27 protein-coding genes are annotated in these 26,364 nt (G+C 70.6%); 11 read left to right on the top strand and 16 right to left on the bottom strand.

All coding sequences use genetic code 11. From position 1 onward, the window contains the following. Positions 1–142 precede the first annotated feature (142 nt). From ACYCO6_RS27480 to ACYCO6_RS27470, 3 genes are all read left to right on the top strand, one after another. Complete coding sequence (locus tag ACYCO6_RS27480) at positions 143–352, top strand: cold-shock protein (RefSeq protein WP_459765246.1); 210 nt, start codon at positions 143–145, stop codon at positions 350–352. 112 nt (positions 353–464) lie between these two features. Next, complete coding sequence (locus ACYCO6_RS27475) at positions 465–833, top strand: DUF6481 family protein (protein ID WP_459765244.1); 369 nt, start codon at positions 465–467, stop codon at positions 831–833. A gap of 30 nt (positions 834–863) precedes the next feature. Continuing rightward, positions 864–1,064 carry a hypothetical protein gene (locus ACYCO6_RS27470; RefSeq protein ID WP_459765242.1) on the top strand — a complete coding sequence of 67 codons (201 nt, stop codon included), beginning with the start codon at positions 864–866 and terminating at the stop codon, positions 1,062–1,064. A gap of 12 nt (positions 1,065–1,076) precedes the next feature. Here the strand turns inward: ACYCO6_RS27470 and ACYCO6_RS27465 are convergent, their stop codons facing one another. Next, a complete protein-coding gene (locus ACYCO6_RS27465) occupies positions 1,077–1,565 on the bottom strand; it encodes an N-acetyltransferase family protein (protein ID WP_459765240.1) in 489 nt (162 codons plus the stop codon). Next, positions 1,562–2,329 (bottom strand): NAD kinase, encoded by a 768-nt coding sequence (locus ACYCO6_RS27460; protein ID WP_459765238.1) that lies wholly within the window; start codon positions 2,327–2,329, stop codon positions 1,562–1,564. The genes ACYCO6_RS27465 and ACYCO6_RS27460 overlap by 4 nt, the downstream gene beginning before the upstream one ends. Before the next feature lie 142 nt (positions 2,330–2,471). On the opposite strand from ACYCO6_RS27460, the gene cutA reads away from it, so the two are divergent. Both cutA and ACYCO6_RS27450 read left to right on the top strand, forming a co-directional pair. Beyond that, positions 2,472–2,801 (top strand): divalent-cation tolerance protein CutA, encoded by a 330-nt coding sequence (gene cutA / locus ACYCO6_RS27455; protein WP_459765236.1) that lies wholly within the window; start codon positions 2,472–2,474, stop codon positions 2,799–2,801. Positions 2,802–3,156: 355 nt separating this feature from the next. Beyond that, the gene (locus tag ACYCO6_RS27450) at positions 3,157–3,768 is read left to right on the top strand and encodes a hypothetical protein (protein WP_459765234.1); all 612 of its coding nucleotides are present in this window, start codon (positions 3,157–3,159) and stop codon (positions 3,766–3,768) included. Between the two features lie 76 nt (positions 3,769–3,844). On the opposite strand, the gene ACYCO6_RS27445 is transcribed toward ACYCO6_RS27450, so the two are convergent. From ACYCO6_RS27445 to ACYCO6_RS27410, 8 genes are all read right to left on the bottom strand, one after another. Then, entirely contained in the window at positions 3,845–4,981 is a 1,137-nt protein-coding gene (locus ACYCO6_RS27445; RefSeq protein WP_459765232.1) for a glycosyltransferase family 2 protein, read from the bottom strand. Positions 4,982–5,048: 67 nt separating this feature from the next. Further along, a complete protein-coding gene (locus ACYCO6_RS27440; RefSeq protein ID WP_459765230.1) occupies positions 5,049–5,807 on the bottom strand; it encodes a lysophospholipid acyltransferase family protein in 759 nt (252 codons plus the stop codon). A gap of 89 nt (positions 5,808–5,896) precedes the next feature. After that, the gene (locus ACYCO6_RS27435) at positions 5,897–7,426 is read right to left on the bottom strand and encodes a phytoene desaturase family protein (protein ID WP_459765228.1); all 1,530 of its coding nucleotides are present in this window, start codon (positions 7,424–7,426) and stop codon (positions 5,897–5,899) included. 104 nt (positions 7,427–7,530) lie between these two features. After that, complete coding sequence (locus ACYCO6_RS27430) at positions 7,531–8,373, bottom strand: type 1 glutamine amidotransferase (RefSeq protein WP_459765226.1); 843 nt, start codon at positions 8,371–8,373, stop codon at positions 7,531–7,533. Positions 8,374–8,478: 105 nt separating this feature from the next. Next, positions 8,479–9,687, bottom strand: coding sequence for an ABC transporter permease (locus tag ACYCO6_RS27425; RefSeq protein ID WP_459765224.1), 1,209 nt, complete (start codon positions 9,685–9,687; stop codon positions 8,479–8,481). Beyond that, on the bottom strand, positions 9,684–10,664 hold the full coding sequence (locus ACYCO6_RS27420; RefSeq protein WP_459765222.1) for an ABC transporter ATP-binding protein: 981 nt from the start codon (positions 10,662–10,664) through the stop codon (positions 9,684–9,686). Before ACYCO6_RS27420 ends, ACYCO6_RS27425 begins: the two co-directional genes overlap by 4 nt. A gap of 4 nt (positions 10,665–10,668) precedes the next feature. Beyond that, positions 10,669–11,049, bottom strand: coding sequence for a DUF2141 domain-containing protein (locus ACYCO6_RS27415; protein WP_459773756.1), 381 nt, complete (start codon positions 11,047–11,049; stop codon positions 10,669–10,671). A gap of 86 nt (positions 11,050–11,135) precedes the next feature. Next, on the bottom strand, positions 11,136–12,725 hold the full coding sequence (locus tag ACYCO6_RS27410; protein WP_459765220.1) for a phytoene desaturase family protein: 1,590 nt from the start codon (positions 12,723–12,725) through the stop codon (positions 11,136–11,138). A 358-nt stretch (positions 12,726–13,083) separates the two neighbouring features. On the opposite strand from ACYCO6_RS27410, the gene ACYCO6_RS27405 reads away from it, so the two are divergent. Next, positions 13,084–13,461, top strand: a complete 378-nt coding sequence (locus ACYCO6_RS27405) for a nuclear transport factor 2 family protein (protein WP_459765218.1) — start codon at positions 13,084–13,086, stop codon at positions 13,459–13,461. A 79-nt stretch (positions 13,462–13,540) separates the two neighbouring features. Here the strand turns inward: ACYCO6_RS27405 and ACYCO6_RS27400 are convergent, their stop codons facing one another. Together ACYCO6_RS27400 and croR are read right to left on the bottom strand one after the other, a co-directional pair. Continuing rightward, a complete protein-coding gene (locus ACYCO6_RS27400; RefSeq protein ID WP_459765216.1) occupies positions 13,541–14,371 on the bottom strand; it encodes a TrmH family RNA methyltransferase in 831 nt (276 codons plus the stop codon). Between the two features lie 16 nt (positions 14,372–14,387). Next, the gene (gene croR / locus ACYCO6_RS27395) at positions 14,388–14,861 is read right to left on the bottom strand and encodes a 3-hydroxybutyryl-CoA dehydratase (RefSeq protein WP_459765214.1); all 474 of its coding nucleotides are present in this window, start codon (positions 14,859–14,861) and stop codon (positions 14,388–14,390) included. A 189-nt stretch (positions 14,862–15,050) separates the two neighbouring features. Between croR and ACYCO6_RS27390 the strand changes: the two genes are divergently transcribed. After that, positions 15,051–15,656: a cation transporter gene (locus tag ACYCO6_RS27390; protein WP_459765212.1), complete on the top strand. Its 606-nt coding sequence runs from the start codon at positions 15,051–15,053 to the stop codon at positions 15,654–15,656. 8 nt (positions 15,657–15,664) lie between these two features. Further along, complete coding sequence (locus tag ACYCO6_RS27385) at positions 15,665–16,516, top strand: metallophosphoesterase (protein WP_459765210.1); 852 nt, start codon at positions 15,665–15,667, stop codon at positions 16,514–16,516. A 554-nt stretch (positions 16,517–17,070) separates the two neighbouring features. Here ACYCO6_RS27385 and ACYCO6_RS27380 read toward each other — a convergent pair. Further along, positions 17,071–18,516, bottom strand: coding sequence for a homospermidine synthase (locus ACYCO6_RS27380; protein ID WP_459765208.1), 1,446 nt, complete (start codon positions 18,514–18,516; stop codon positions 17,071–17,073). Between the two features lie 375 nt (positions 18,517–18,891). On the opposite strand from ACYCO6_RS27380, the gene ACYCO6_RS27375 reads away from it, so the two are divergent. From ACYCO6_RS27375 to ACYCO6_RS27365, 3 genes are all read left to right on the top strand, one after another. Continuing rightward, complete coding sequence (locus tag ACYCO6_RS27375; RefSeq protein ID WP_459765206.1) at positions 18,892–19,068, top strand: hypothetical protein; 177 nt, start codon at positions 18,892–18,894, stop codon at positions 19,066–19,068. Between the two features lie 109 nt (positions 19,069–19,177). Then, positions 19,178–19,858 carry an invasion associated locus B family protein gene (locus tag ACYCO6_RS27370; RefSeq protein ID WP_459765204.1) on the top strand — a complete coding sequence of 227 codons (681 nt, stop codon included), beginning with the start codon at positions 19,178–19,180 and terminating at the stop codon, positions 19,856–19,858. A 137-nt stretch (positions 19,859–19,995) separates the two neighbouring features. Beyond that, positions 19,996–23,373: a hypothetical protein gene (locus ACYCO6_RS27365; RefSeq protein WP_459773755.1), complete on the top strand. Its 3,378-nt coding sequence runs from the start codon at positions 19,996–19,998 to the stop codon at positions 23,371–23,373. Positions 23,374–24,003: 630 nt separating this feature from the next. Here ACYCO6_RS27365 and fliP read toward each other — a convergent pair. From fliP to ACYCO6_RS27350, 3 genes are all read right to left on the bottom strand, one after another. Continuing rightward, on the bottom strand, positions 24,004–24,726 hold the full coding sequence (gene fliP / locus ACYCO6_RS27360) for a flagellar type III secretion system pore protein FliP (protein WP_459773753.1): 723 nt from the start codon (positions 24,724–24,726) through the stop codon (positions 24,004–24,006). A gap of 56 nt (positions 24,727–24,782) precedes the next feature. After that, positions 24,783–25,850, bottom strand: a complete 1,068-nt coding sequence (locus ACYCO6_RS27355) for a lysylphosphatidylglycerol synthase domain-containing protein (RefSeq protein ID WP_459765202.1) — start codon at positions 25,848–25,850, stop codon at positions 24,783–24,785. 63 nt (positions 25,851–25,913) lie between these two features. Then, a complete protein-coding gene (locus ACYCO6_RS27350; protein WP_459765200.1) occupies positions 25,914–26,360 on the bottom strand; it encodes a hypothetical protein in 447 nt (148 codons plus the stop codon). Positions 26,361–26,364: the final 4 nt, after the last annotated feature.

Genomic DNA, 26,364 nt, shown 5'->3' with positions numbered 1-26,364 from the left:
CATCGGCACGTGTCCGGATATCTTGGGCCGTTACGCCTTCGCAGGGCGGTTCTGACTTTCCTATCGCTATCGGTCGATGCCGGCCCCAGCTCACTCGAGCGGGTGCCATCTCTCACTACGCCTGCGAAGATCAAGGACTTCCATGAGCACCGGAACCGTCAAGTGGTTCAACGAGACCAAGGGCTACGGCTTCATCCAGCCTGACGACGGCAGCAAGGACGTGTTCGTCCACGTTTCGGCCGTTGAGCGCGCTGGCCTGCGCGGCCTGAACGAGGGTCAGAAGGTCTCTTACGAGCTGGAGACCGACCGCCGCAGCGGCAAGCAGTCCGCCGGCCAACTCCAGACGGCCTAATCACTGGTTTGAACGGCTAACGCGAAGCCGCTCCCGAGTGGAGCGGCTTCTTCATTTTCTGCACCCGCCATAGGGGCGACGGCGAGGCGCCGCGCCCGACACAGGAGTGTCTGTGAGCTTTCCGAACAAACAGGGCGTCGTCGACCGGCTGGAAACCGCTGCCAAGGCGCGGTCCGAGATGCTGGCCCGGTTCCGGGCACGCCCGCGTGCCGACGATCCGGCGGTTCTCGCCCGCCAATCCGCCCGCCGCGCCGTGATCGATGCCCGCGAGGCCCGGATGGCCGAACGCGCTGCCCAACGCCAGGCGGAGATCGAGCGCGCCGCTGCCCTCGCCGAAGCCGAGCGTCTGGCCGAGATTGAACGCAAGCTCGCCGAGCAAGCGGCCGCCCAGGAGCGCGCCAAGGCTCTCCAGGCCGAACAGAAGGCCCAGCGCGATGCCCGCTATCTCGCCCGCAAGGCGAAGGCTCAGAAGCGGCGCTGAGGCACTCCCCCATCGGCACAGGAGCCCAGCATGTCCCACAAGTTCAAGATCGGCCAGCGTGTCTGCCGGGTTCATCTCGGGCTTCCCGGCGACAAGGGCGCCGGCGAGGTGTTCGAGATCCTGCGGCTGATGCCGGAGGACCAGACCGGCGAGCCGTCCTACCGGGTCCGGACGGGCGCCGGGGAGCGGGCGGTTCGCGAGAGCGATCTGGTCGCGGCGCCGCGCCACTGATTCGCGTGCGTCTCAGAGCGTCCTGAACATCACCAGGGCGTCGACGTCCCCGAGTCTCGGGTGCCGGAAGGCGCCCGGGAGGCGCCCCACGACGCCGAAGCCGAAGCGCTGCCACAGCCGCACGGCCCGGACGTTCGTGCTGACCACGAAGTTGAACTGCATCGCCGCGAAGCCCCGCTCCCGCGCCCGGTCGAGGGCGTGCGCGCACAGGGCGCGGGCGATGCCGCGTCCCGCGGCGGCCTCGGCAGTCATGAAGCCGCAATTGGCGACATGGGCGCCGCCGCCCGCTTGGTTGGCGCGCAGGTAGTAGGTGCCGACCACCGCTCCGTCCTGCTCGGCCACGAAGGTCTCCCGGTCCGCGCCGGTCCAGTAGGCGAGAGCGTCGGCCTCGCTGAGGTCGCAGTCGAGCGCGTAGGTCTCCCCCGCTCGGATGGTCGGCACGATGATGCGCGTGATGGCCGCGTGGTCGGACTCGCGGACGAGTCTGATGCGCAGGCTCACCCGAACTGCTCCCGCAGGATGCGCTCGTCGAGGCTATGGCCGGGGTCGTGCAGCAGCACGAGTTCGGTGGCGCGGTCGAGGGAGGTCTCGACGGTGCAGACGCGCCGGAACTCCGTGTGGTCGGCCACTGCCGCCACAGGGCGATGGGGCGCGTCGAGCACGTCGATCCGGATCCGGGCATAATCCGGCAGGAGGGCGCCCCGCCAGCGCCGGGGCCGGAAGGCCGAGATCGGCGTGAGGGCCAGCAGCTTCGCGTCCAGCGGCAGGATCGGGCCACCCACCGAGAGGTTGTAGGCGGTGGAACCGGCCGCCGTGGCGACCAGCACGCCGTCGGCGATCAGCAGATCGAGCCGCACGTTCCCGTCCACCGCGATCTTCAGCTTGGCCGTCTGGTGCGTCTGGCGCAGCAGATAGACCTCATTGATCGCCCGCGCCCGGTGGGAGCGGCCCTCCGTGTCGAGCACATCCATCACCAGCGGGTGGATGACGCTGCGATGGGCGGTCTCCAGATGCTCCAAAAGGTCGTCGTCGCGGAACTCGTTCATCAGGAAGCCGACCGTGCCGCGGTTCATCCCGTAGATCGGCTTCGGATTGTCCATGAATCGGTGCAGGACCTGCAGCATCAGCCCGTCGCCCCCGAGGGCAACGACAACATCCGCCTCCTCAGGCGGGACGTGGTCGTAGCGTCGCATCAGGGCGGCGGCGGCCTCGCGGGCGTGGCCGGTGGGGCTCGCCACGAAGGCGATCTTCTTGAAACTCGGCATGGGTCAGGCGCTGCCGGGCGGGCGCATCGGGGTCGCGTCGGGCTTCACGTCACGGCTCCAGTCTGATGAGCGAACCGCCCGGTTGACGTCCATGTCCCGCCGCGTCTCACTTCACGGGCACATGCGCGACCGGAGGCATAGCATGGAGCGTCCGCTCCTCGTCTACACTACCTTTCCCGACGCCGCCTCGGCGCTCAACATCGGCGAGGCCTTGGTTCGCGAACGGCTCATCGCCTGCATCAACGTCCTGCCCGGCATGCTGTCGGTCTACAGCTGGAAGGGCGCGGTGGAGCGGGGCGAGGAGGTGGCTGCAATCCTCAAGAGCCGCGAGGGCCTGGCCGACGCCCTGTCGGCCGCGCTGAAGGCGCGCCATCCCTACGAGACACCGATCATCCTGCATCTGCCGGTTTCCGGCGCGGACGCCAATACCGCGGCCTGGATCCTGGCCGAGACGCAGGGCGACAGCAGCTAACCGTTCCGCCCGGCGCAGGTGAGGTCATCCGGAGGAGCCGGACGTGGCTGCATCGGTGCGCGGGAGCGGCTGATCCTGCCGACGCGGACCGTCGCCGGACAGCTGTGGACAGATCCGGTTCCGTGGGGACAGTTCCGGCGCCACTCAAATTTGTGGACGGGCGTCCTCCAATGGTCGCAGAGGCGAATTTTCTCTCAAATCCCGCATCCGTGATGTAATGCAGGTTTCATGTGCGGAATAATACAACAGATTTATCTATAAAGATACTTTCGCGATAATTGGACAGGGCCGAGGGACCTGGCTATGCGGCCTGCGGTGCTCATACCGGCACCGGAGTTCGGGGGATGTTGAGATCATGAGGCATTTCAACAATGGGAGCCGCATCGCGGTGGTCCTGCTGGCATCCTGCGTCGGTGCTGCGGGCGTCCAGGCGGCGGGCGACGCCAAGAGCGAGCCGTTGATGACCATCGAGCCGGCTCCCTCCGGCCCGGCCGGACTCGCTTCGGCCAATCCGCCCGCGCTGCGCTATGGTGTTCTCTACGCGGACGACAAAGGGCAGAGCCACGTCCAGTACTGCGACCTGAAAAACTTCATCTTCAAAAGTTACGCGCCGCCTGCGGCACCGCAATATGTCGGCTTCCCACCGGGTGAGGTCACGTCGATCAAATACGCGGTGCTGCCCGTCGGCTATGTCGGAACGTGGCACACGGCGCCCGGCCCGCAATGGGTGATCACCCTGTCGGGGCGCTGGTCAGTGGAAGCGACAGACGGCACCGTGCTGGAGCAAGGTCCGGGCGAGGTCGAGTTCAACGCCGACATGGGATCCACGCCGCAGGGACCCGAGAAGCATGTCGGGCACCTGACTCGGCAAGTGGGCGACGTGCCGAACGTGCAGCTCATCGTCTCCCTGAAGCCCCACAAGGAGAAGACCCCCTCCACCGACCCGTGCCAGCCCGCCCAGCACTGATCGACGGGCTGGCCTGACGGGAAGCGGGCGCGTGAAGCAAAGGTCGGCGGACAAGCTCCGCCGACACCCGCGCGGCTCAGGCCCCGCTCACGGGGTAGCTGCGGCCCTTCCAGGTGGCGGCCCCGGCCCGCTCGCGGCGCAGGAGCACGTTCCACTGGATCGCCAGCGCCACCAGCACGGTGGTGGGATGGAGCGGGATCGTGACCAGCGGCGCACGGGTCGCCAGGGTGATGGCCGCTCGGCTGGTGAGGGACAGCAGCCAGGCCGCCGCGGCCGGCAGAAGGGCTGCGGCGGGGATCAGGCCGACCAGGCCAGCCAGGACGAGGAGCGGCGGCAGGATCTGGCCGCAGCCGAGCAGCAGGGTCCAGATCGGCAGGGCGCGGGGCGTGGCCATGCCTTCATGGGCGTTCTTCGAGAAGCCCGCCCAGGCCTGCGCGAACCCGTCGTACATCCGGCAGGTCGCCAGGGAAGCGGCCGCCACGAGATCGGTCCGGTGACCGGCCGCGCGGAGCAGCCGGGGAAGACGGACGCCGTCGTGCAGGGAGGTTCGGATCGCAGCGTGGCCGCCGGTGGAGGCGTAGGCCGCGCGCGCGATCAGGACGAGTTGGCCGCAGGCGGCGCCGAGCGACGGGTCGGGCAGCCGGCGCATCAGCGGCACCGGCAGGTAGCCCAGGAGCAGGAAGTCGATCATCGGCACGGTCAGCATCTCACCGAGCGTTTCCGTGCGTTGGCGGGGCACCCCGCTCACCAGCGCCGCGCCGGAGCGGCGAGCCAGGGCAGACAGGGATGCGGCGGCCTCGGGCTCGAGGCGCACGTCGGCGTCGATGAACAGCAGGTGGCGGCCTTCGGCCAGCCCGGCCATGTGACTGCAGGCGTGGTTCTTGCCGGTCCAGCCCTCAGGCAGCAACGGCACGGCGACGAGACGCAGGCGCGGATCGTCGATGGCGCGCACGATCTCCGCGGTGGCGTCGGTGGAATGGTCGTCGCCGACGATCACCTCCACCGGCACCGCCGTGCTGGCGAGCGCCGCCCGGACGGTGGCCTCGATGTTTCCGGCCTCGTTGCGGGCCGGGATCAGGATCGAGACGAGACCGGGGTCCGCTTCCGGCGCCGGCCTGCGCAGAACCGCGAGGTTCACCGCCGCCAGCACAGCCGGCAGGAGGGCCGCGGTCAGGCAGAGCAGGGCCAGGGCCGTGAGGATCGTATCGGTCATGGTCCGCGCCGAAATGGGAGGCCGCCGTCACCTGGCATCGCATGCGGACCGGAACGGACGGAACGTGTCATGGGGCGCGCTTGTGCCCATCCGGCGCCCGGTGCGCCGGGTCGAAGCGGCGCCCGGAGATCTGAGCCGCCGCGCGCCGCCAGAGATCATAGACTCCGCCGACGCCCTTGCGACCCGACACGAAGGTGCGAAAGCGCTCCGGCTCGCGGCTGATCACATCGGCGCTCAGCCGGTCCAGGGTCGCAGTGAGGTCGGCCTCCAGGCGCGCGAGCCGTTCCGGCCGGGGCAGAGCGGCGAGGTCGGCCCCCGCGATCCCGGTCCCGAAGGCCGCGAAGGCCTCGGCGCCGCGCTCGTTCCAGAAGGTGTATTCGAGGGCGAGCGGCACGAACAGGGCGCCGGGTGCGATCTCGGCCAGCCGCGCCACGCCCGGGCGCAGGGCAAGCGGCCGGGCGCGCGCATCGGCGAAGCGGCCCTGCGCGGTAATCCAGAGCATGCCGTCGGGCGCGGCCAGGATCGCGCGGGCGGCGGCCAGGAACTGCGCGGCCCCGCGGGGCGTATCGAGGTCGACCCCGAAGGCGCCGATCCGCTCGAAGATCCGGTATCGGGCCAGCATCGCGGCATCGAAGGGCGCGCGGCTCGGCCGTTCCGGGTAGAGGCGGCCGGCCAGAACGATGATCACGGCCGCGTCCCACCACGCCGGGTGGTTGCAGTAGACCACGATCGGGCCGGCATGGTCCGCCGCCGGCGGCGTGCTCCAGAGCGGCAAGCGCAGGGCGTCGAGGTGGCGGTGCAGGTAGCGCTCGAACCACGCCACCATGAAGTTCCGAATCGGCAGGGAGACCCGAGGAAGGGGCGCGCCGCGGGCTCCTCCTCCTCGAACCGGGGACCAGACAGGCGGCGCGGGCCTCACGCCGAGGCGCGCAGGGCGCCGCGCGCATCCTGATCGTGCGCGTCGGCGGCGATCCAGCCCGACATCATCACCATCGGCATCCCGGGTCCGGGATGGGCGGCGCCGCCCGCGAGGTAGAGGCCGCGCACCTGCCGCGAGCGGTTGCCGGGCTTGAACGCCCCCATGACCCGCCCGTGCGAGGCGAGCCCGTAGATCGCACCGTTCAGCACCTTGTAGCGCTCGTGGATGTCCTGCGGCGTCAGGTGGCGCTCGACGACGATGCGCTCCTCCAGATCCGGCATGCCGCCGGTGCGCTTGAGCTTGTCGAGGATCGTCTGGCGGTAGTTCCGGAACAGCGGCCCGTCCGGGCGCCAGTCGTGGTGCGGCCGGAGATACGGCGTGTGCACGAGGACGTAGAGCGCCTCGCCGCCTGCCGGCGCCACGCTCGGATCGGTGGAGGAGGGGGCCGCCAGATAGGCGGTTGGGTCCGGGGCCGGCTCGCCCTTGTTGTAGATGTAGTCGAACTCCTCCTCGGGATCCCGGGAGAAGACGAAGTCGTGGTGGTTCAGGTGCTCGTAGCGCTTGTTCAGGCCGAGATAGAGCACCACGCCCGAGCAGGCCGGCTCGGGATTCTTCTTGGCGTAGGTCTTGGCCGCCTCACCGCCGACGAGTTCGCGGTAGGTGCGGATCGAATCCATGTTGGAGATCACCGCGTCGAACGGTGTCACGCCCGCGGCGGTGCGCACGCCCCGGACCGCGCCGTTCGCGGTCTCGATGCCGGTCACCTCGGTGTCGGTCTTGCAGATGGCGCCGAGCTCCTGCGCGAGCTTCGCCAGACCCTCCGCCACCGCTCGGGTCCCACCCATCGGGTACCAGACGCCGTCGGCGGTCTGCATATGCGCGATGGCGCAGAGCACGGCGGGCGCGCCGTAGGGCGAGGAGCCGACATATTGGACGAAGTGGTCGAGCATCTGCGCCAGCCGGGCGTCCTTCACCTTGCCGCGGATCGTCGAGGCGACGGAGGCGTGCATGCGCAGGGAAAGCACGTCGCGCAGCGTGCCCGGGTTCATGTTGGCGCGGATGTTGATCGTGTCGAACAGGTCCTCCACCGGCTTCCAGAAGAAAAATTTTTCTGAAACCCCGTGCAGGTGCTCGGAGATGGAGATGAATTTCTTGTAGCCCTCGCCGGTGCCGGGGGCAAAGCGCTCCATGTCGCCCGCCATCCGCTCGACATCCTGCATCAGGTCGATGTGGGTCCCGTCGTCGAAGAAGCAGCGCCATTGCGGGTCAAGACGGCGCAGGTCCATGTAGTCGTGGACCGAACGACCGGCCTCCGCGAAGATACGCTCCAGCACCCGCGGGACGGTCAGAATGGTCGGGCCCATGTCGAAGCGGAAGCCGCCCTCGTGGAGCACCGCCGCCTTACCGCCGAGCCAGCCGTTCTTGTCGTAGACCGTCACGCGGTGGCCCCGCGCCGCTGCCACACAGGCAGCCGCGAGTCCGCCGAGCCCGCTGCCGATGACGGCGACCGTGGAATCCTGGCTCATCTGGCTGGGTCGCTCCCCGGGCCGAAGAAGGCGTGGCCCGCTGGGGCGAAGCTAGACCTGGGGCCAGCCCGGTCAACGCGCCACCCGGTCGCGGCAGCAGCCCGTCAGACCTCACCTGTGGACAGGCGCGCCAGGAAGTTGCCGATCTCCCGGCGGCGCAGATCCGCCTCGAGCACCTCCGGGCCGATGCCGTGGCGCCAGGCCAAGCAACGCGCCGCTTCCGGGTCGCCCCCCTGCAGGGAAGCGATCTCATCAGCGTAGCCCGCCACGGCTCGCGGATCCTCGGCGAGGCCAGCCTCGACGATCGCCGATTCGCAGAGGCGCAGCATCGCGGCCAGCTCGTCGAGATCGAGTTCCGGATGGTACTGCGTGCCCCAGAACCAGCCGGCCCCGTGCCGGATCTCGATGGCCTGGATGCCCAGCATGCGGTTGCCCGCGAGCACGCGGGCGCCCGGCGGCGGTACCAGCACCGCGTCCGCATGGATGGCGGGGGCGTCCCAGGCCGCCGGGCGCCCAGCGAGGAGCGGATGGGTCCGGCCCTCCTCGGTCGGGGTGATCGCCCGGGCGAAGCCGTATTCCGGCCCGCGCGGGTTCTCGGCGGCCTTGCCGCCGGCCACTGTGGCGGCGACCTGCACGCCCCAGCAGGAGCCGAAGACCGGCAGACCTGCCTCCAGGGCCGCGCGCATCAGGTCGAGCTGCCGGGTCACTTCCGGAGTCCCCTCGGAGACCTTGAGGGTTGAGCCGGTGAAGATCAGCCCGTCAAAATCCGACAGGCCCTGCGGCAGGGTGGTGCCGGCATCGGCCGGATTGATGTGGCGGCAGGCAGCGTCCGGTGCGAGGTCGCGTACCACCGCGGCGTAGGACTCGGCGGAGGTTCGGCCTGTGGCCGCGACGTGCCGTTCGCGGGCCGCACGGTCGTTGCCGTCGGCGATGAGCAGGCGGAGCATGGGGGCTTTCTGTTGAGTGGAACCTCGGCAGATCGGTGCCCGTATGTCCGCGCGTGGCCGGTCGCAGGAACAGCGCGGATCGTCGCGGCGATGAGGTGGCGCGGCTCAGGCCGTCCGCCGCGCCGTCAGCGCGAGCGCGGATCCGAGCCCGCAGAGCGTCAGCGTGCCCAGCACCCCGAGAGCCGGGGCGGCGGCGGCAAAACCTTCGCCCAACGCACTCTGATAGGCCTCGATCGCCCAGGCGTTGGGGGTGAGCCAGCCGGCCTGCTGCAGCCAGGGAGGCATGAGGAAGCGGGGCACCATCGAGCCGCCCACGGCCGAGAGCAGCAGCACCCCGAAGGTCGAGGCGAGGTGTGCCTGCTGGCGCGAGGCGGCGAGCGCGCAGGCGGCGAGCGCCAGCCCCGCGGCCATGGCCGAGACCAGCAGGCAGGCGGCCAGGAAAGCCGGCCAGTGCGGCCCGATCTCGACCCCGTAGAGCAGAGCGGCGGCGAGGAAGATCAGGCCGGCCTGCACGAGTCCTTGGAGCGTCAGGAAACCGAACTTGCCGAGCACCACCACAGGTAGGCCGCCGGGGCCGGCCATCAGCCGCTCGGCGAGCCCAGTCTCGCGCTCCTCGACCAGCGACATCGCCCCCTGCATGGCGGCGAAAAGCAGGAAGACCGCGGTGATCGCCCCCGCATAGTAGCTGATGCGGGCATTGGCGGTGCCGACGGCCGTGCTGCGCCGCTCGACCAGGGACGCGAAGCTGAACGGTTCCTTCTTGGCCCGCTGCTCGGCGAAGGCATCCTCCAGGAAGCGCCGCTCGTCGGGGCCGATCTTGCCGGAGCGCTCCACGTCGGCGACGATCCGGGAGAGCACCACGTCGGGCAGGGCCTCGTTCAGCACCCGCTGGAGTTGGCCGAGGGCGATCGGCGTCGCCAGCGCCTTGGCGGGGTTCTCGACCAGCACAACGGGCTGGTCGGCGGCCGCGGGCGCCTCGGCGGCCGGAGTCGCGATCAGGTCGCCCCGCAGGACGAGCGCCACATCGACCTCGCCGGAGCGAACGGCCTTGGCCACGCCGGCGAGGTCGGTCGCAGGCAGGCGCGTGACCCGCAGGGACGGATCGGCGGTGAGCGCGTCGGTCAGACGGTGCGTGGCCGTCGTCTGTGCGAAGTCGGCCAGCCCGAGATGGATGCGGATCCGGTCGCCGGTCGCTCCCGAGAAGATCGCCGCGAAGATCGAGAAGATTACGGTCGGCAGCACGAAGGCCATCACCAGCGCGGCGCGGTCGCGCAGAAGGCTCAGGGCCATGACCCGGAATGCGGCGCTGATCATCGGGCCGCCCCGGACTGACGCCGGGCCGACGCCTCGCGGTCCGCGACATCGCGTGGCCGGAGCGCGTCGAGATAGAGGGTCTCGAGCCGCGGGGCGCGCACCCGCACCTCGGCGACCGGCACGCCCTGCGCCCGCAAGGCCCCGAGCAGGGCGGCGCCATCGAGGCCGGAGCGCTCCACCGAGCGCCAAGTCAGGCCATCCGCTTCGGCCAGAGCGAAGCCGGCCCGGCGCAGCACGGCCTCGGCGGGGCCGTCCGCCGGGACGGCGAGGCTCAGCTCCCGTTCGGGCGCGCCGGTGCGCAACTGCGCGAGCAGGTCGGCGAGCCGCCCGGCCCGCACGATCCGTCCCTGCGCCAGGAACGCGACTCGGGAAGCCAGGCGCTCCGCTTCGGCGAAATCGTGGGTGGCAATCAGGATCGCGGTGCCGGCTGCCTTGAGCCGGTCGAGCACCGCGTGGATCGCCGCCCGGGCGGCGAGGTCGACGCCGCTCGTCGGCTCGTCGAGGAGCACCAGCCGGGGTCGGTTCATCAGGCTCGCCGCGATGTTGACCCGGCGCCGGTAGCCGCCCGACAGGATTCCCGCCGGACGCCGTGCCACGTCGGCGAGGTCGGCCATCGCCAGCGCGGCTTCCACGGCCGCCTTCCGGTCGCGCCGGGGTACGCCCGCGAGCTGGCCGAAGACCCCGAGATTTTCCGATACGGTCAGCCGCGGGTAAAGGGCGATCTCTTGCGGCACCCAGCCGATGGCGCGGCGCGCGCGGCCTTCCCGGTACGGATCGGCCCCCGCGACGCGCACGGATCCGGCATCCGGACCGAGCCGACCGGCAACCAGGCGCATCAGGGAGGATTTGCCGGCGCCGTTCGGTCCGAGAAGCGCCAGGGTCTCGCCCGCATCGAGGTCGAGATCGATCCGCTCCAGCACGCGCCGTCCACGCAGGTGGAGGTCGACGCCCTCGATCCGGACGAGGGGGCCGTCCATCGTCTCACCGTCCCGGCAGGGCGCGGGCGAGGCGCACCCGCAGGGCGGCGCCCGGTTCCCGCAGAGTAAAGGCCGTCGCGGCGAAGTCCGGGCGCGCCCGGCGTCCCACCGCGCCGGAGAAGCCGTAGGGTTCCAGCGGCAGGCCGAGCGCGGTGCGATCCAGGCGGCTGTTGCCGTTGGAATCCTGGTAGGCCGCCACCGCGTAGGTTCCCGGGGGCACGTCGCGGAAGGTGAAGAGAGCCCGGCTCCCGTTGGCCGACGCATCGTCGCCCCGGGTGCAGAATGCCTCCGAGAGGCCGCCCTGACACAGAGCCACCCGCACCGGACCGCCGCCGGACTCGATCCCGTCGACCTCGACCTGCACGGTCGCGGCCGCCGCGGGCAGGGCAAGGCCCCAGAGACCGCACGCCAGTAAAGCCCGGGCGCGGAATGTCGGGACGCGTCCGAGCGCCCGGCTCGCCAGTCTCCTGATCACGAGGCCTCGCCGGAGGTCGCTAGGGGCGCGGTCTCGGGGATGCCTGCCGCAGCGGCTGCGCGGGCGCCGGCCAGTTCCTCGATCAGCAGCCGCGCCGAGATGCGGGCGCCCTCGTAGATCACCGGCAGGCCGGAGCCCGGATGGGTGCCGCCGCCGACGATGTAGAGCCCCGGCCCGAAGCGGTTGTGCGGCCGGAAGTACAGCATCTGCATGAGGTCGTGAGCGAGGTTGAAGGTGGCGCCCTCGTGGACGGCGAAATCCTCCTCCCACTGGGTCGGGTCGATGATCCGCTCATAGCGGATCCGGGACTCGATATCGCCGAGACCGAGGACCCTCAACCGCTCGAGGATCAGGGCACGGTAGGTCCCCCGCACGGAAGCCCAGTCGATCCCGGCCTTCCGGTTCGGCACCGGCACCAGCACGTAGAGAGCGGTGTGCCCGGGGGGCGCCATGCCGCCGTCGGTGTAGCCGGCATGCTGCACGTAGAGGGACGGCTGCATCGGCAGCGTGCCCTCGGTGATCTCACGGATGTTCTGCTCGTAACCTTCGGCCAGGAGGATCGTGTGGTGCCCGAGGCTGTCGGGCATTTTTCCTTCGATCCCGAGATAGAGCATGAAGGTCGAGCAGGAGAGCCGCGCCTTCCGGATCTTGGCGTCCCGCCAGCGCGGGCGATGACACTCCGGCACCAAAGCCCGCACCACCTTGGCGAAATCGCCGTTGATCAGAACCGCGTCGGCGTTGAAGGTCTCGCCGTTCGCCACAAGCCCGCTGGCGCGCTTGCCATCGAACAGCACCCGCTCGACGCTGGTGTTGAGCCGCAGGTCGACGCCCATCCGCGTGGCCAGGCCCGCCATCGCCTCGGAGACCGCGCCGCAGCCGCCCACTGGGTGGTAGACCCCGTGCTCGTATTCGAGGAACGACAGGATCGTGAACAGGCTCGGGCACCGGAATGGCGACATGCCGAGGTATTTGGTCTGGAACGAGAAGGCGAGGCGCACCCGCGGGTCGGCGAAGTGGCGCTTGAGGTCGCGGTCCACGCTGCGGCCGGGATGCAGATAGGGCAGGGCCGCCAGCATCGCCGGGCTCACCATGCTGCGCAGCGTGTGGAAGGCCTGCTCCAGCACCGGCTTGAAGTGGCGCAGCTTCGTTCGGTTCTCCTCGAAGAAGGCTTTGACGTTCTTCGCGTCGTCCGGGGCGAGGCCAGCGATCTCGTGTTTTAGGCGGTCGACGTCACCCGTGGCGCGGATCGTCCCCGAGATCCCGTCCTTGCCCTCGAAAACCAGATGATATTGCGGGTCGAGACGCTCGAGCTTGACGTGGTCCTCGAGCCGCTCGCCGCAGCTCGCGAAGATGTCGGCGAGGATCTGCGGATAGAGAAAGAAGGTGGGGCCGATATCGAACCGGTAGCCGCCGGGGGCTTCCACAGTCTTGGTGCGGCCGCCGACCTGGGCATCCTTCTCGAAAACGGTGACATGGATTCCGGCGCGAGCCAGGAGCAGTGCGGCGGCAAGCCCGCCCGGACCGGCACCGACCACGGCCACCCGTCGTCCCGTCAGCGCCCGCAACCCATCCCCAGACTGAAGCAACGCTGCCGACTCCTCACAGAATCCCCGCACCCTGCTGCCAAGCTAGCTTGGCATCCTCGCGCGGCAATTGCAGCCGTTTGTCGCGCGCAGAATCACGTCTGCGCGCGTAAGGTCCAAACACAATCGCAAGGATTGTGCGGGTGCACCGAATTCCCATCCGTGACAGGGCCGCGCCCCGTTGTGACTTGTCCGAAGCGAGGGGTGCCGCCCTGCAGCGAAACCCAGCATCTGTTCCACTGCTGAGGGACTGCGCCTAAATTGGGTCAGGTCCGAATCCGACCCAGCGCGATCTCTAGGCCGCAGACTGGGCAATTCAGTGGAGAGCCCGATCGATCCGGCAGGACGGAGGGGAAACACGATGCAGCGCAGTCATGATGATATGCGGTCGTTTGCTGCGGGCTGGATCGAGAACTGGAACCGCCGGGATATCGACGCGGTGTTGAGCCACTTTGCCGATGAAGCGGAGTTCATCAGTCCAATTGCCCGCGATACTGTCGGGGAAGCTGTTCTGAGGGGCAAGGAGAGGATCTCTGCCTATTGGCGGGCCGCGCTCGGCCGCATCGGGTCACTCCGCTTCGACCTCGACCACGTAATTTGGGACGCGCTCCGTCGCGAACTCACGGTCATCTATGTCGCTGATTTGGGCGGTCGCCGCCGTCGCGCTTGTGAGATCATGACCTTCGACACGGATGGACGACAAATCCGCGGAGAAGCGTTCTACGGCGCTGAAACATAGCGGCTGAGCGTCTGCGCTCCACCCGTTGCGGGCTGCACGCGCGGACCGTGTGACAGATCACGACGATACGGTTCGGAATTCATCGCCTCCGACCGACGCGTCCCTGGCTGCGGGCGATGGCGTGCAGGGCGATCCCCGCCGCGGTTGCGACGTTGAGAGAATCGAAGCCGGCGGCCATCGGGATCCGGACCGGGCGGGTCCGGGCGAGCGTCGCCGCGTCGAGCCCCGGCCCCTCCGTCCCCAAAATCAGGAGCGCCCGCGCCGGCGCGGCGAGGTCGTCCAGGGTCTCGGTCGCTCCCGGGCTGAGCGCCAGCGCCTGGAGCCCGAGCGTTCGGGCGACCTGCAGCCAGTCCTGCCCTGCGGGGATCCGTGCGAAGGGCTGGATCAGCGCTGCGCCGGCCGAGACCCGGATGCTCTTGCGGTAGAGCGGATCGCAGCTCCCCGCATCGAGCAGCACCAAGTCGGCCCCGAAGGCGGCAGCGTTGCGGAAGGCGGATCCGACATTGTCGTGGTTGGTCAGGCCTGAGAGGCCGAGCACCAGAGCCGGGGCCGCGGGCGGCGGCACGATCGCGGCCGCGTCGGGCTCCGGTCCGCGCAATCCGACCGCGAGCACCCCGCGATGGATCGGGAAGCCCGTGACGGCGCTCATCACGGCCTTTGCGGCGAGGTAGACCGGCGGCGGCTGTCGGCAGGCGGCCACGTCGCCGGCCAGCCCCGGCCAGCGCTCCGGCGCGAGCAGAACCGACTCGGCGCGGAAGCGGCTGCGGCGGCCCAGGAGCAGACGCAGGGTCACCTCGCCTTCGGCGATGAAGCGCCCGGCGCGGCCGACCAGGTCGCGCTCGCGCATCCTCGTGTAGGCTTCGAGGCGGGGATCGTCCGGATCGGTGATCGTCTCCGGGATCGGGCTCACCCCGTTCGACGCCACCTCAACCCTGCGAGCGCTCGGAGCGGCTCGCGAGGGGGTCGGCCTCAGCCTTGGTCGGCACTTTAACCAGTGCCTCGCCGTCGAGGACGGTCTCGCCCGCCACCGCGCAGCGGCAGGCGAGGCGCGCGCGCCGGCGCTCGGGCATCAGCTCGGCGACTGTGACGGTGACTTCGACGACATCGCCGATGCGCACCGGCGCGCGGAAATTCAGGGTCTGCGAGATGTAGACCGCCCCCGGTCCTGGCAGTCGCGTGCCGAGCACCGCCGAGATCAATCCGGCCGTGTACAGGCCGTGGGCGATGCGGGTGCCGAACGGCGTCCGGGCGGCGAAGTGCTCGGAGAGGTGGATCGGGTTGCGGTCGCCGGTGATCTCGGCAAATCCCACCACGTCCGAGGAGGCGATGGTCTTCGACAGGGTCTCCGACAGCCCGACCTCGAGATCCTCGAAATAGAGCACGCGCAATTCGGGCAGCATGACTCGGCAGACCTCCGGTTCCGGCCGGTCGCCCGTCTCGCGCGTCCGGCTCCGGACATCGCCTCGCACGATCGCGCCGCCGAATCCACCCGGACCAAGGCGCAAGATCGTCGAACTTTCTTGAGGCGCAGGCAGGGTTTTCTCAACGGCCGCTCGACAGGCGCCCCGCTCTCGGCGAAGAGGCGCCCCGTGAACGCCGATGACGCAACCCGGCCCGCGCCGGCCGCCCTCCGCCCGACCGTCGCCCGTGTCGCGGCGCTGAATCTCGCGTATTTCGGCATCGAGATTGCGGTGGCGCTCGCCATCGGGTCGGTCTCGCTCATCGCCGACAGCCTCGACTTCCTGGAAGACGCGGCGATCAACCTCCTGATCTTCGCGGGTCTCGGCTGGAGCGCGCGCAACCGGGCGCGGCTCGGAACCGCCATGGCGTTCATTCTGCTCCTGCCAGCCCTGGCGGGCGCCTATGCGGCCTACGAGAAGGTCTTCGCCTTCGTGGCTCCCGCCGCCCTGCCGCTAACCCTCGCCGGCCTCGGGGCGCTGGCCGTGAACCTCACCTGCGCGCTGATGCTGGCCCGGCACCGATCGGGTTCGGGCAGCCTCACCCAGGCGGCCTATCTCTCAGCCCGCAACGATGCTTTCGCCAATCTCGCGATCATCGCGGCCGGCTTGGTCACCGCCTACCGCCCGTCGCCCTGGCCGGATCTCGTCGCGGCGGCGGGTATCGCCATCCTCAACGCCGATTCAGCCGCCGACATCCTCCGGGCCGCCGCGGCCGAACGCCGGGCCGCCCATTAGGCACCCCCATGCGCATCTTTCCCGTTTCCGACCTGCACCTCGAGCGGCGGCGGCTCGATCTGATCGCGCCCGCCGCGGAACCGTTCGACCTGCTCGCCTGCCCGGGCGACCTCTACGAGGGACATCCCGAGCGCGGGCTCGCGGCCCTGCTGCACCTCGCGCAGTGCAGGCCGATCGTCCTGGTGCCGGGCAATCACGAGCGCTACGCCCCGACCGGCGACCCGCGTACCGCCCCGGAGCTGCTGGCGGATCTGGAGGCGGAGGTGGCCCGGGTGAACGGGCTCGGTGCCCGGATCCACCTGCTTCAGGAGGCGCAGAGTTGCGTCATCGACGGCGTGCGGTTCGTCGGCGCCACCCTCTGGAGCGACTGGGGGCTCGCAGGGCGCTGGCTCGCCATCGATACGCCCGACCGGCCCTACGATCCGGTGGCCTACGCGACCGCGCGGATGACCGACCCGGTCACCGGCTCACGCGAGTATCTCGGGTCGATCCGAAAGGCGGATGGCAGCCCGTGGCAGCCCGCGGACGCCATGGCAGCGCATCGGACCGAGCGGGCGGCGCTGCATGCGGCGCTCCGCACGCCGCATGACGGCCCGACCGTGGTGGTGACCCATCACCCGGCGAGCCCCCTGGCGGCGGATCGCTACCGCGATCAGCCCGGCGTCCCCTGGTGGGTCCCGGCCTTCTACGCCAGCACCGTCCTCGAAGACCTCGGGGATGCCGAGCGGCCGGAGCTGTGGATCTCGGGCCATTTCCATGCGGGCCACGATCTGGCGGTCGGGCGGTGCCGCTGGGTCTCGAACCCGGTGGAGGGGGTGACCTACCGGAGTGATTTCGTCGTGGAAGTCGAGAGCCGCTGATTTAGCCCCGATCCAAAAAACGCGATCCGTCGATCCCGAGCCTTCACACGACCTGACCGTAACGGCGGGATGCTTCGAACTGAACGCCCGTCCAACCCTGATCAGCCCCGTATCGCGGGGCTCCGGTTTGGAGTTCTCATGGCCATCGCGGTGGGTGGTCTCGTCGGAGGACGTGGCCGAGGTCGAGCCGGACCGCAATCTGGTGACGCGGCGGCAGGCCGAGTGGGCGGGCCGCGCGATGCGCCTCCTCTCCCCGAGCGGAAGAGGATTGGGGTGAGGGACGAGACGCTTCAGGACCAAGCGCGCCATGGACGCGCGTTCAGGTCCCGCCTCCTTCCGTGAGATCACACCCCTCACCCTGGCCCTCTCCCTCAGGAGAAGGAACCCGCGCTCGATCCTGGAGGGCGTCGGCACGCATCCGGCAATGTCTCCTCATCCGGAGCGAGATCGGTCACCCTCCCGGGGAGGAGGCCCGTGCCGTCCTGTGATCGTCCTGCCGGATCCGGTCTAAGGTCGAAGGATCCGGCAGCCGTCCTGAACAGGCGCGGCGCGCCTCAGCCGTGCACCAGCACGTTGCGGAACTGCCAGGGATCGCTGGTGTCGATGTCCTCCGGGAACAGGCCGGGGCGGTCGGTGAGCGGCGTCCAGTCCGTGTACACGCCCACGACCGGGCCGAGATACGGGGTCTGGACCTCCAGGCAGCGGCGGAAATCCATCTCGTCGGCTTCGACGATGCCGGCCTCCGGGTTCTCCAGCGCCCAGACCATGCCGGCAAGCACCGCCGAGGTCACCTGCAGACCGGTGGCGTTCTGGTAGGGCGCGATCCGGCGGGTCTCCTCGATGGAGAGCTGCGAGCCGTACCAGTAGGCGTTCTTCGTGTGGCCGTAGACCAGCACGCCGAGCTCGTCGATGCCGTCGACGATCTCGGTCTCGTCGAGGATGTGGTGCTGCGCCTGCACCGTGCCGGCCTTGCCGAACATCTCGTGGAGCGAGAGCACCGCGTCGTCAGCCGGGTGGTAGGCGTAGTGGCAGGTCGGCCGGAAGACCGGCGTCTGGCCCTCGCGCACCGTGTAGTAGTCGGCGATCGAGATCGCCTCGTTGTGGGTCACCAGGAAGCCGAACTGCGCGCCCGCGGTCGGCACCCAGGTGCGCACCCGCGTGTCGGCCCCCGGCTGCAGCAGGTAGATCGCGCAAGCCGAGCCGTTCTCCTGCGCGCGGGCATTGGCCGGCTTCCAGGTCTCGTGCGTGCCCCAGCCGAGCTCGGCCGGCTGGTTGCCCTCGGAGACGAAGCCCTCCACCGACCAGGTGTTGACGAAGACGCCGCGCGGCTTCGGCGTCTTGGCGCGCTGGGTGTCCCGCTCGGCGATGTGGACACCCTTGACGCCCAGATCCTTCATCAGGGCGGCCCACTCGGCCTTGGTCTTCGGCTCCGGCCGCTGCAGGCCGGTATCCTGGGCGATGTTCAGGAGCGCCTGCTTGACGAACCATGAGACCATGCCGGGATTGGCGCCGCAGCAGGAGACCGCGGTGGTGCCGCCGGGCTTCTGGGCGCGGGCATCGAGGATGTCCTGGCGGAGCGCGTAGTTGGTGCGCTCGCCCTGGCTCTTGGTCTTGTCGAAGTAGAAGCCCGGCCAGGGCTCGGCCACGGTGTCGATGTAGAGGGCGCCCAGCTCGCGGCACAGCTCCAGGATGGCGCGCGAGGAGGTGTCGACCGAGAGGTTGACGCAGAAGCCCTGGCCGCCGCCCTCGGTGAGGAGCGGGGTGAGCACGTCGCGGTAGTTCTCCGGCGTCAGCGCCACCTTCTCGAAGCGCAGGCCGTGCGTCTCGGCCAGCGCCCGGTGGGTGTCGACCGGGTCGATCACCGTGAAGCGGGCGCGGTCGTACGCGAAATGGCGCTCGATGAGCGGCAGGGTGCCCCGGCCGATCGAGCCGAAGCCGATCATCACGATGGGGCCGGTGATCCGGCCATGGATCGGGTGATGGGTCGGCTGGTCGGTCATGCGGGAGATCCTCGTCTGGCGGACGCTTCGCGCGTCCGCGGGTCCGGCTCGCGGGCGGGTTATGGCGCGCGTATGACAATGCGGCGACAGGCCTGCACTCGCGTGGGCCATGCCAGCACGGTCCACGGGCAGATCGCCGGAAGCGCGCTCAATGGCGACTCGTCCGCCGCCGGTCAACCGCGCTGCACTCTCAAGCTCTTAAGGCTGGATTGATGGATCGCTGCCGATGCCATGATCCTGTTGCATGCGGGTCGTGCGGAAGCGTTCGTGGCAGACCTTCGGTGCAGGGCGCATATTGCGGTGCAGCAAGGCCGTTGAGCGGCTGTGGGGAAGGGGATCGCGGTCACGACCGGGATCCCGCTATCGGAGGCTGTCGTGCTCGCGCTCATCACTTCTCGGATCCCTGGCCCGGTCGCGGAGACCGCGGATCGCGATCCCGGTATCCTGACCCTCATGTTCGCCGTCGCCCGTGCCGTCCGCACCGGGACCGAAACCGCCTTCGCGCGTCGTTGCGCCCTGGCCCACGCCGTGGGGGGCCCGAACCCGCTCTGACACGCCAGAAGGACTGACCCGGGGGCCCGAGGCGCCCCGGACGATTGCGTCCCCCGGGCTGGGGCATTAGGCGGCTGTGCCGTCCAATGGCCCGGGGGATCGTGATTCCATGCCGACGACTCGCGCGCTCGTGCGCTTCAGCCTGATCGCGACCCTGCTTGCCGTGCCGGCCGCGTCCCCGCGCGCCCAGGACGCCGATCCAGCGGCTGCGGCGCCCGTAGAGGGCCCCGCCAAGGCCAGGCCGAAGCCCCGGCCGAAACCGGCCGCCCCGAAGCCGGCGGCCAAGCCCGCTCCGGCGGAGGTGGCGCCCGCATCGGCGCCGTCTCCTGCCCATGCGGCCTGGCCCACCGGCGCCAGCATGGTCAGCGAGAGCTACGGCGACTGGACCATGACCTGCACGCGCCCGAACGAGAAGGTCACCTGCATCGTCGCCCAGGCGCAGGGCGATTCGCAGACCGGGCGGCGCAAATTCGGTTTCGAGTTGCAGACCCCCGCGAATGGCCGGTCCGAGGGCATTGTGCTGATGCCGTTCGGCCTCGCCATCGAACCGGGAGTGACCTTCAAGCTCGACGAGCAGGCTCTCGGCAAGGGGGCGCCCTACACGACCTGCAGCGCCGAGGGCTGCATCGTATCGATCAGCTTCCCGACGCTGGCCCTCGACGGCATGCGGGCCGCCAAGAAGCTCATCGTGACGGGCCAGAAGGCGGGCAGCAGCGATCCGGCAACCATCACGGTTCCGCTCGAAGGGTTCCCGCAGGCATTCGACCGGGCCGTTGCCCTGAGCGGCTGAGGACTTGCCGGTGCGGCGGATTCCCGCCTTACGGTTAAGCCAGCGTTAGTGGCGCTGCCGCAGGATCCCGCCGACATGTGGCGCCGGGCGCCGCGGCCCCGAAGGTGCCGCACGCCGGGGATCGGATCGGCGGGGCAATGGTATCGGTGGGCGGGCGACCCCGGATCGGGCGAGGGCTCGGCGCGCGGCTGCTGCGCGCGGCGCTGCCCGTGCTCGCTCTCTTGGGGGCGGCCGACCCTGCTCTGGCGGTACGGCTGATCGGGGCCAAGGGTAGCGAAACCGGCAGCGGTGCCGGTGGCTACGGCCGCATCGTGCTCACCTTCGACAAGCCGGTCTCGGTCAAGGCCAAGCTTGCCGGCGGCGTGCTGATCCTCGGCTACGGCGAGCAAATCACCCCCGGGCCCGAGCGTCTCGCCGAGGAGATGCCGGCCTTCGTCTCAAGTGTCCGCCGCGACCCCGACGGAACCGGCCTGCGGGTGGCCCTCCAGAGGCCCTACCGTGTCAATCTGCAATCGGCCGGCGAGCGCGTGTTCGTCGACCTGCTGCCGGAGGGCTGGTCCGGCCTTCCGCCGCCGCTTCCGCCGGAGGTCGTGGCCGAACTCGCCCGCCGGGCCAGGGCCGCCGAGGAGGCACTCAAGGCGCGCATGCCGGAGCCGGTGCGCAAGCCCCTGTCCCTGGAACTCGCCCGGCTGCCGACTCTGACCCGCCTCTCGCTGCGCCTTCCTGAGGAGGTCGTCACGGCCGTGACGGCCGAGGGTCCCACGACCCGCCTGCGCGTGGTCGGCCCATGGCTCATCGATCCGGGCGAGACCCGCGGCCGGCCGCGCCCCGGCATCGCCAAGCTCGCGACCGAGATCGACGCGACCTCGGCAAGCCTCCTCATCACCCCGGAGGAGGGGTTCACGATCGGTACCGAGCGGGAGGACGGAGCCTTCTTCCTCGACGTGGTCCGCCGGAAACCGCCCGAGCCGGCCAAGACCACCGTCGAGGTGCCGGGTCCCCCCGCCGCCGAACCGGCTGCCGCGAAGCCGCCCGCACCCGTACCCGCGCCTCCGCGTCGGGCCGAGGCGCCGGCCGAACCGGATCGTCCGGCCGAGGCCCCGCCGAGGCGATCGGCTGGGGCCGGCCTCGTCTTCCCGTTCCGGACCCTGCCGCCGGCCGTCCTGTTCGAGCGCGGCGGCATCGCCACCCTGGCCTTCGAGGCTGCCGAGCCCGTAACCGTGCCGCCGGCCAGCCAGGGCCTCACACCCTTGGGGGCGCCGGCGCGGACGGGACCGCTCACGGTCCTGCGCTTCTCGGTGCCGCAGGGCCGATTGGTCGATCTCAATGCGGTGTCCACCGGGAGCGGGGTGGGCTGGGAACTGTCGGCCGGTGAAGCCCTGAGCCCCAGCGACACGATCGATCCCGCCCGCAAACCTGATCCTTCGGGCCGCATCGCGGTGTCCCTCGCCCTGCCGCGGCCCGGCTCGACGACGTGGCTCGACCTCGATGGGGAGCGGATCGCGGTGGTCACCTCGTCGGCGCAGCGCCCGGTCGGCAACCCGAAGAATCGCCGCTTCGTCGATTTCGAGATCCTGCCGAGTCGGCACGGCATCGCGGTGCTCGCCGGCGCCGACGACTTGGCGGTGCGGCCCGACCTCGACGGCGTGACGATCGGCCGGGAGGGGGGGCTCGCCGCCTCCGTGGCCGCCCGGAAGGCCGAGGCCGCCCTCGCGGAGGCGGGGACGCTCGCCATCGCGCGGGCGCCCTGGGAAAAGGCGCGCGCCGGGATCGTGCGCGACACGCTGCGCGGTCTCGCCAACGCGGCCGCCGCCGCGACGCCGTCCGAGCGCGGACCGGCGCGCCTCGCGCTTGCCCGCGCGTATCTCGCCAACGGGCTCGACCCCGAGGGCCTCGCGGCCCTGGAGGCGGCCGCCGCCGACGATCCGCTCCTCGCCGCCCAGCGCGATACGGCCATTCTCCGGAGCCTCGCGCTCGTGCGGCTCGGCCGCAGCCCGGAGGCGCTGAAGGCCCTGTCCGTCCCGCAACTCGCCGGCGACCCGGAATCCGCCCTGTGGCGGGCCATGGCGGCGGCCGGCTCGGGCGACTGGAAGGCGGCCGAGACGGGTTTCCTCAAGGTGCTGCCGCTCGCCGGCAGTTACCCCGCGGATGTGGCGCAGCCGATCCGCGCAACGGCGGCGGAATCGGCGATCGAGAACGGCGATGCCGAGACTGCGGCCGCCCGGGCCGAGGACGCGCGCGACCTGCCGCCCTGGATCCGCGACCGGCTCACCCTGGTGCGTGCCCGCGTCTCCGAGGCGACCGGCCAGACCGAGGCGGCGCTGGACGCCTATGCCCGCCTGGAGAAGGCCGCCGTGCGCCCGGTCTCGGTCGAGGCGAGCGTACGGTCCACGCTGCTGGCCCGGGCCGCCGGCAAGCTCACGCCGGATGCCGCGATCGAGCGGCTGGAGCGGCTGGCGATGACATGGCACGGCGGCGCGATCGAGGACGCCATCACGGTCGGTCTCGCACGCCTCTATCTCGGCGCCGGCCGCTGGCGCGAGGCCTTCACGGCGGTGCGCCGCGCAAACGCCTTCGCGCCCAACGCCGCACCCACGCAGGCCCTGGTCCGCGAGGCGCAGGCGGCTTTCGAGAGCCTGTATCTCACCGACAAGGGCGACACACTGCCCGGGATCGAGGCCGTGGCGCTCTTCTTCGACTTCCGGGAGCTGAGCCCGATCGGGCGGCGCGGCGACGAGGTGGTCCGCAAACTCGCCGACCGACTCGTGGGCCTCGACCTGCTCGATTCTGCGGCAGACCTCCTCCAGTACCAGATCGACAACCGGCTCACCGGCCCGGCGCGCGCCGCTGTCGCGGCGCGGCTCGCCACCGTCCGGCTGATGGACGACAAGCCGATGCAGGCGCTGAAGGTCCTCGACGCCTCCGATTTGCCCGAGCTTCCGGGCGAGCTGAAGCGCGCCCGCGGCCTGATCCGTGCCCGGGCGCTTTCGGATCTCACCCGCACCGACCTCGCCCTGGAGACGATCGAGGGCGAGAGCGGTCCGGATATCGAGCGGCTGCGCGCCGACATCTACTGGGGCGCCCGCCGCTGGCGCGAGGCCGGCGAGGCGCACGAGGCCCTGCTCGGCGAGGGGTGGCAGTCCGGCCAGCCGCTGGACGAGCAGGCCCGGGCCGATGCCGTGCGCGCCGCGATCGCCTACGACCTCGCGGGCGAGGCGATCGGCCTGGAGCGGCTCAAGGCAAAGTTCTCGGAGGCGATGGCGGCGAGCCCGGATGCGCGCACCTTCGCGCTCCTCACGGGAGCCAACCCGACCCGCGCCCCGGGTTTCCGCGCCGTCGCGGCGCGCGCCAGCAAGGCCGAGACGCTGTCGGCCTTCCTGGCCGAGTACCGCAAGCGCTACCCGGACGCCGCGGCGCCGAATCGCGGCAGGCCGGATGCCGGGACGGGGGCCCGGGAACAGCCGGGCGCTGAGCAGCAGAGCAGCGCCGCAAACCCCGGCACGCCGCCGGGGTGAGCCCCGGGGGCGTCATCGACCCGGACATCTTCCGGGAGACCGGGGCCGGCTGCGTCCGGACGGCGGCGCGAACCGCCGAGCTGTGCCGTCGGGCCTCCGACCAGCCGAGCCGAACCCTGGCTGCCGGGTCGGTCGCACAGGTCGGCGTCTGCGGAGTGTGGGGGCAGGCAACTCGACCTGGATTGCCCGCCAGCGCGCCGGTCGTTCGAGCCGCCGACGCCCCCGGAAGGCTCCGCGGCAATGCGCGTCGTCGAGGCCCGATCGGCACGCGGCCTCACTGCGTCAGGTGCGCCACCTGGACGGCCTTATCGAACATGGCGTTGAGTGCGGCCGTGATATCGGCCGGGGTGTTGGCCGTGAAAAAGAAACCCGGCGAAGCGCAGCTCTGCAGGGGGGCGACAGGGTCGGACTGAACGCGTTGACCTTGTTGTTCTCGTTGGCGACCACGCCCGCCTTATCCGTGAACGAGATGATGTTGTACGGAATGTAGAGGACCGAGACCGTCGCTCCGGCGTTCTTCAGGGCCGTGCACAGCGACGGATTGATCTACGCGGGCGTCGAGCCGTCGAAGTTGCCGTTGGCGTAGCCTTAAAGCAAACTCTTAGACTCTGAAGATGTATTTAGAAGCCGTTATCCGCCGTAGCTCTGTACCAGCGACCCTGCCACCAGCGTCCATCCATCGACCAGCACGAAGAAGATCAGCTTGAGCGGCAGAGTGACTGTGGCCGGCGGCACCATCATCATGCCGACGGCCATCAGCACGGACGCGACCACGAGGTCGATAATCAGGAACGGGATGAACAGCAGGAACCCGATCTCGAAGGCGCGGCGCAGTTCCGAGATCATGAAGGCCGGGGTCACGATTTCGAGACCCACCTCGTCCGGGCCCTTCGGAACCGGCACCTTCGCGAGGTCGAGGAACAACTTCAGGTCCTTCTCGCGCACGTTCCGCAGCATGAAGGTCTTGAACGGCGCCGAGGCGCGCTCGAAGGCCTGGGCCTGTGTGATCCGTCCGGCGATCAGGGGTTCGATCCCGGCGCTGTAGGCCGTGCGACCCGTGGGCGCCATCACGAAGGCGGTCAGGAAAAGCGCGAGGCTCACGATCACGGCCGTCGGCGGTGCCGTCTGGGTGCCCAGCGCCGAGCGCAGGATCGAGAGCACGACGACGATCCGGGTGAAGGCCGTGGCCATCACCAGAACGGAGGGGGCGACCGCCAGGATGGTGATCAGCGCGACGAGCTGAAGGGCGCGCTCGGTGGTGCCGCCGGCGCCGAGGTCGACGGTGACACTCTGGGCCAGCGCCGGCCCAGCGGCCATCAGCGCGCCGGCCAGCCCGGCGAGGCCGAGAGACAGCGCGCGCCGGGTCGGGCGAACGCGCTTCGTACAAGGCGGCAGATCGGAGGTCGCGGTCACGGGCGGTCGCATGTCGGTGTGGCGGGGCGGACGCCGGCGCGGCGTGCCTCCAGATTCTGCCAGAGGAGGAGCGCGGGCAGACCGAGCACGACGTCGGGGACGCGGCGGGCGAGCGAGAGGGCAATCGCGGTTCCGGCATCGATGCCGAACAGGCCGCAGACCAGGACGAGGCCGCCTTCCTGCACGCCGAGCCCGCTCGGGACGAGGAAGGCGGCGGCCTTGATCGCCTGGCTCAGAGCCTCGATCACCAGGATCTCCGACACGCCGATATGGTCGACCCCGATGCAGGCGAGCACGACCGCCAGCTCGACCGCGCCGAGCAGCCACGCCAGCGCGTGAAGGCCGCAGGATTGGAGGAGATGGCCTCGCCGCTCCGCCGACCAAACCGCATCCAGGGCGCCCTGGATGCGCCGAGTCGGCTCCGGGCGGGCCTCGGTCTCGCGCACGAAGCGCCGGCCGAGGGCGCCAATGCGGTCCTCGAGCACCCGCACGATCCCGGTGCGCTGGAGCGCGAAGAAGGCTGCGACGGCAAGGCCGGCCACCGCGAGCGTCCGCAGCGTCCAGTTCGCGAGTTCGGTGGCCTCCGCCCCCTCCACCCGGCTCAGGAGGCCAGCCCCGAGACCGGCGAACAGGGCGAGGGTGCCGACCTGGAACAGCAGGTCGGCCAGGACCGAGGCGGCGGCCAGGGAGCCCGCCACGCCCCAGAAGGTCAGGAGGCGCGCGCCGAGGACATCGCCGCCCACCGACGCCACAGGCAGCAACACGTTGATGCCCTCGCGCACGAAGCGGAGGATCAGGCAGGCCGAAGCCGGCGCGGGCGACAGGCCGTCGAGGATGCGCGCCCAGGCGATGCCGCACACAACCAACACGAGTGCCCGCACCACAGCGACGCCGGCGAAGCCCGCCAATCCGATCCGGCCGAACGCCGCCGCCACCGCGGCGAGATCGTTGGTCGTCACGAGCCAGAGCGCCAGGCCGAGCCCGATGAAAGTGCCGAACAGGGGAAGGCGGCGCAGCAGCGCGTGGGCGACCCGGCGCTTCCGGGAGGGGCGGGAGCCGGTCACGATCGAGGCATGCGGGTTAGGCGCCGAGTGGCGGGCAAGAGCGGCTGCTCCGGGTTGGGGCGGTCAACGGACCGGCGTCGATTCGTCAGGCGGTACCGCCGCTAGAGCCGTATTGGGGCCGAATTCGGGGATGTCCCGGCGCGGCAGGACGGGATGGAGCACGGCGGAGAGCGCCTCCGCCGGCCCCGTCTTGGGGTCGAGCAGGACGACGCGGCCGGCCGCCAGGCTCGCCCCTGTGGCGACCGCCACCGCGTGTTTCGGGCAGGGGCCGAGGCAGCCCGACTCCACGATGCAGAGCTTTGTCCGGCCAGACGACGTTCCGTCCTTGCCGGCCCGCTTCGCGGCCTTCTTCAGACGCCCGCGCAGGTCGCGCGGGCGCAGACCCTGCCGCTTGGCGCATTTGGAGCACACCACCACGATTTCCGTGAGCTTGGTTTTGGCGGTGATCCTGGACGAACGGCCCGGGAGGCGGCCATCTGCACCGCCGGCTGCGCGTTGTTGTGTCATCATCCGG

Source organism: Methylobacterium sp. CM6257 (assembly GCF_054611515.1).
The sequence above is the reverse complement of the archived record's forward strand: the minus strand, read 5'-3'. Positions and strand labels throughout refer to the sequence as shown.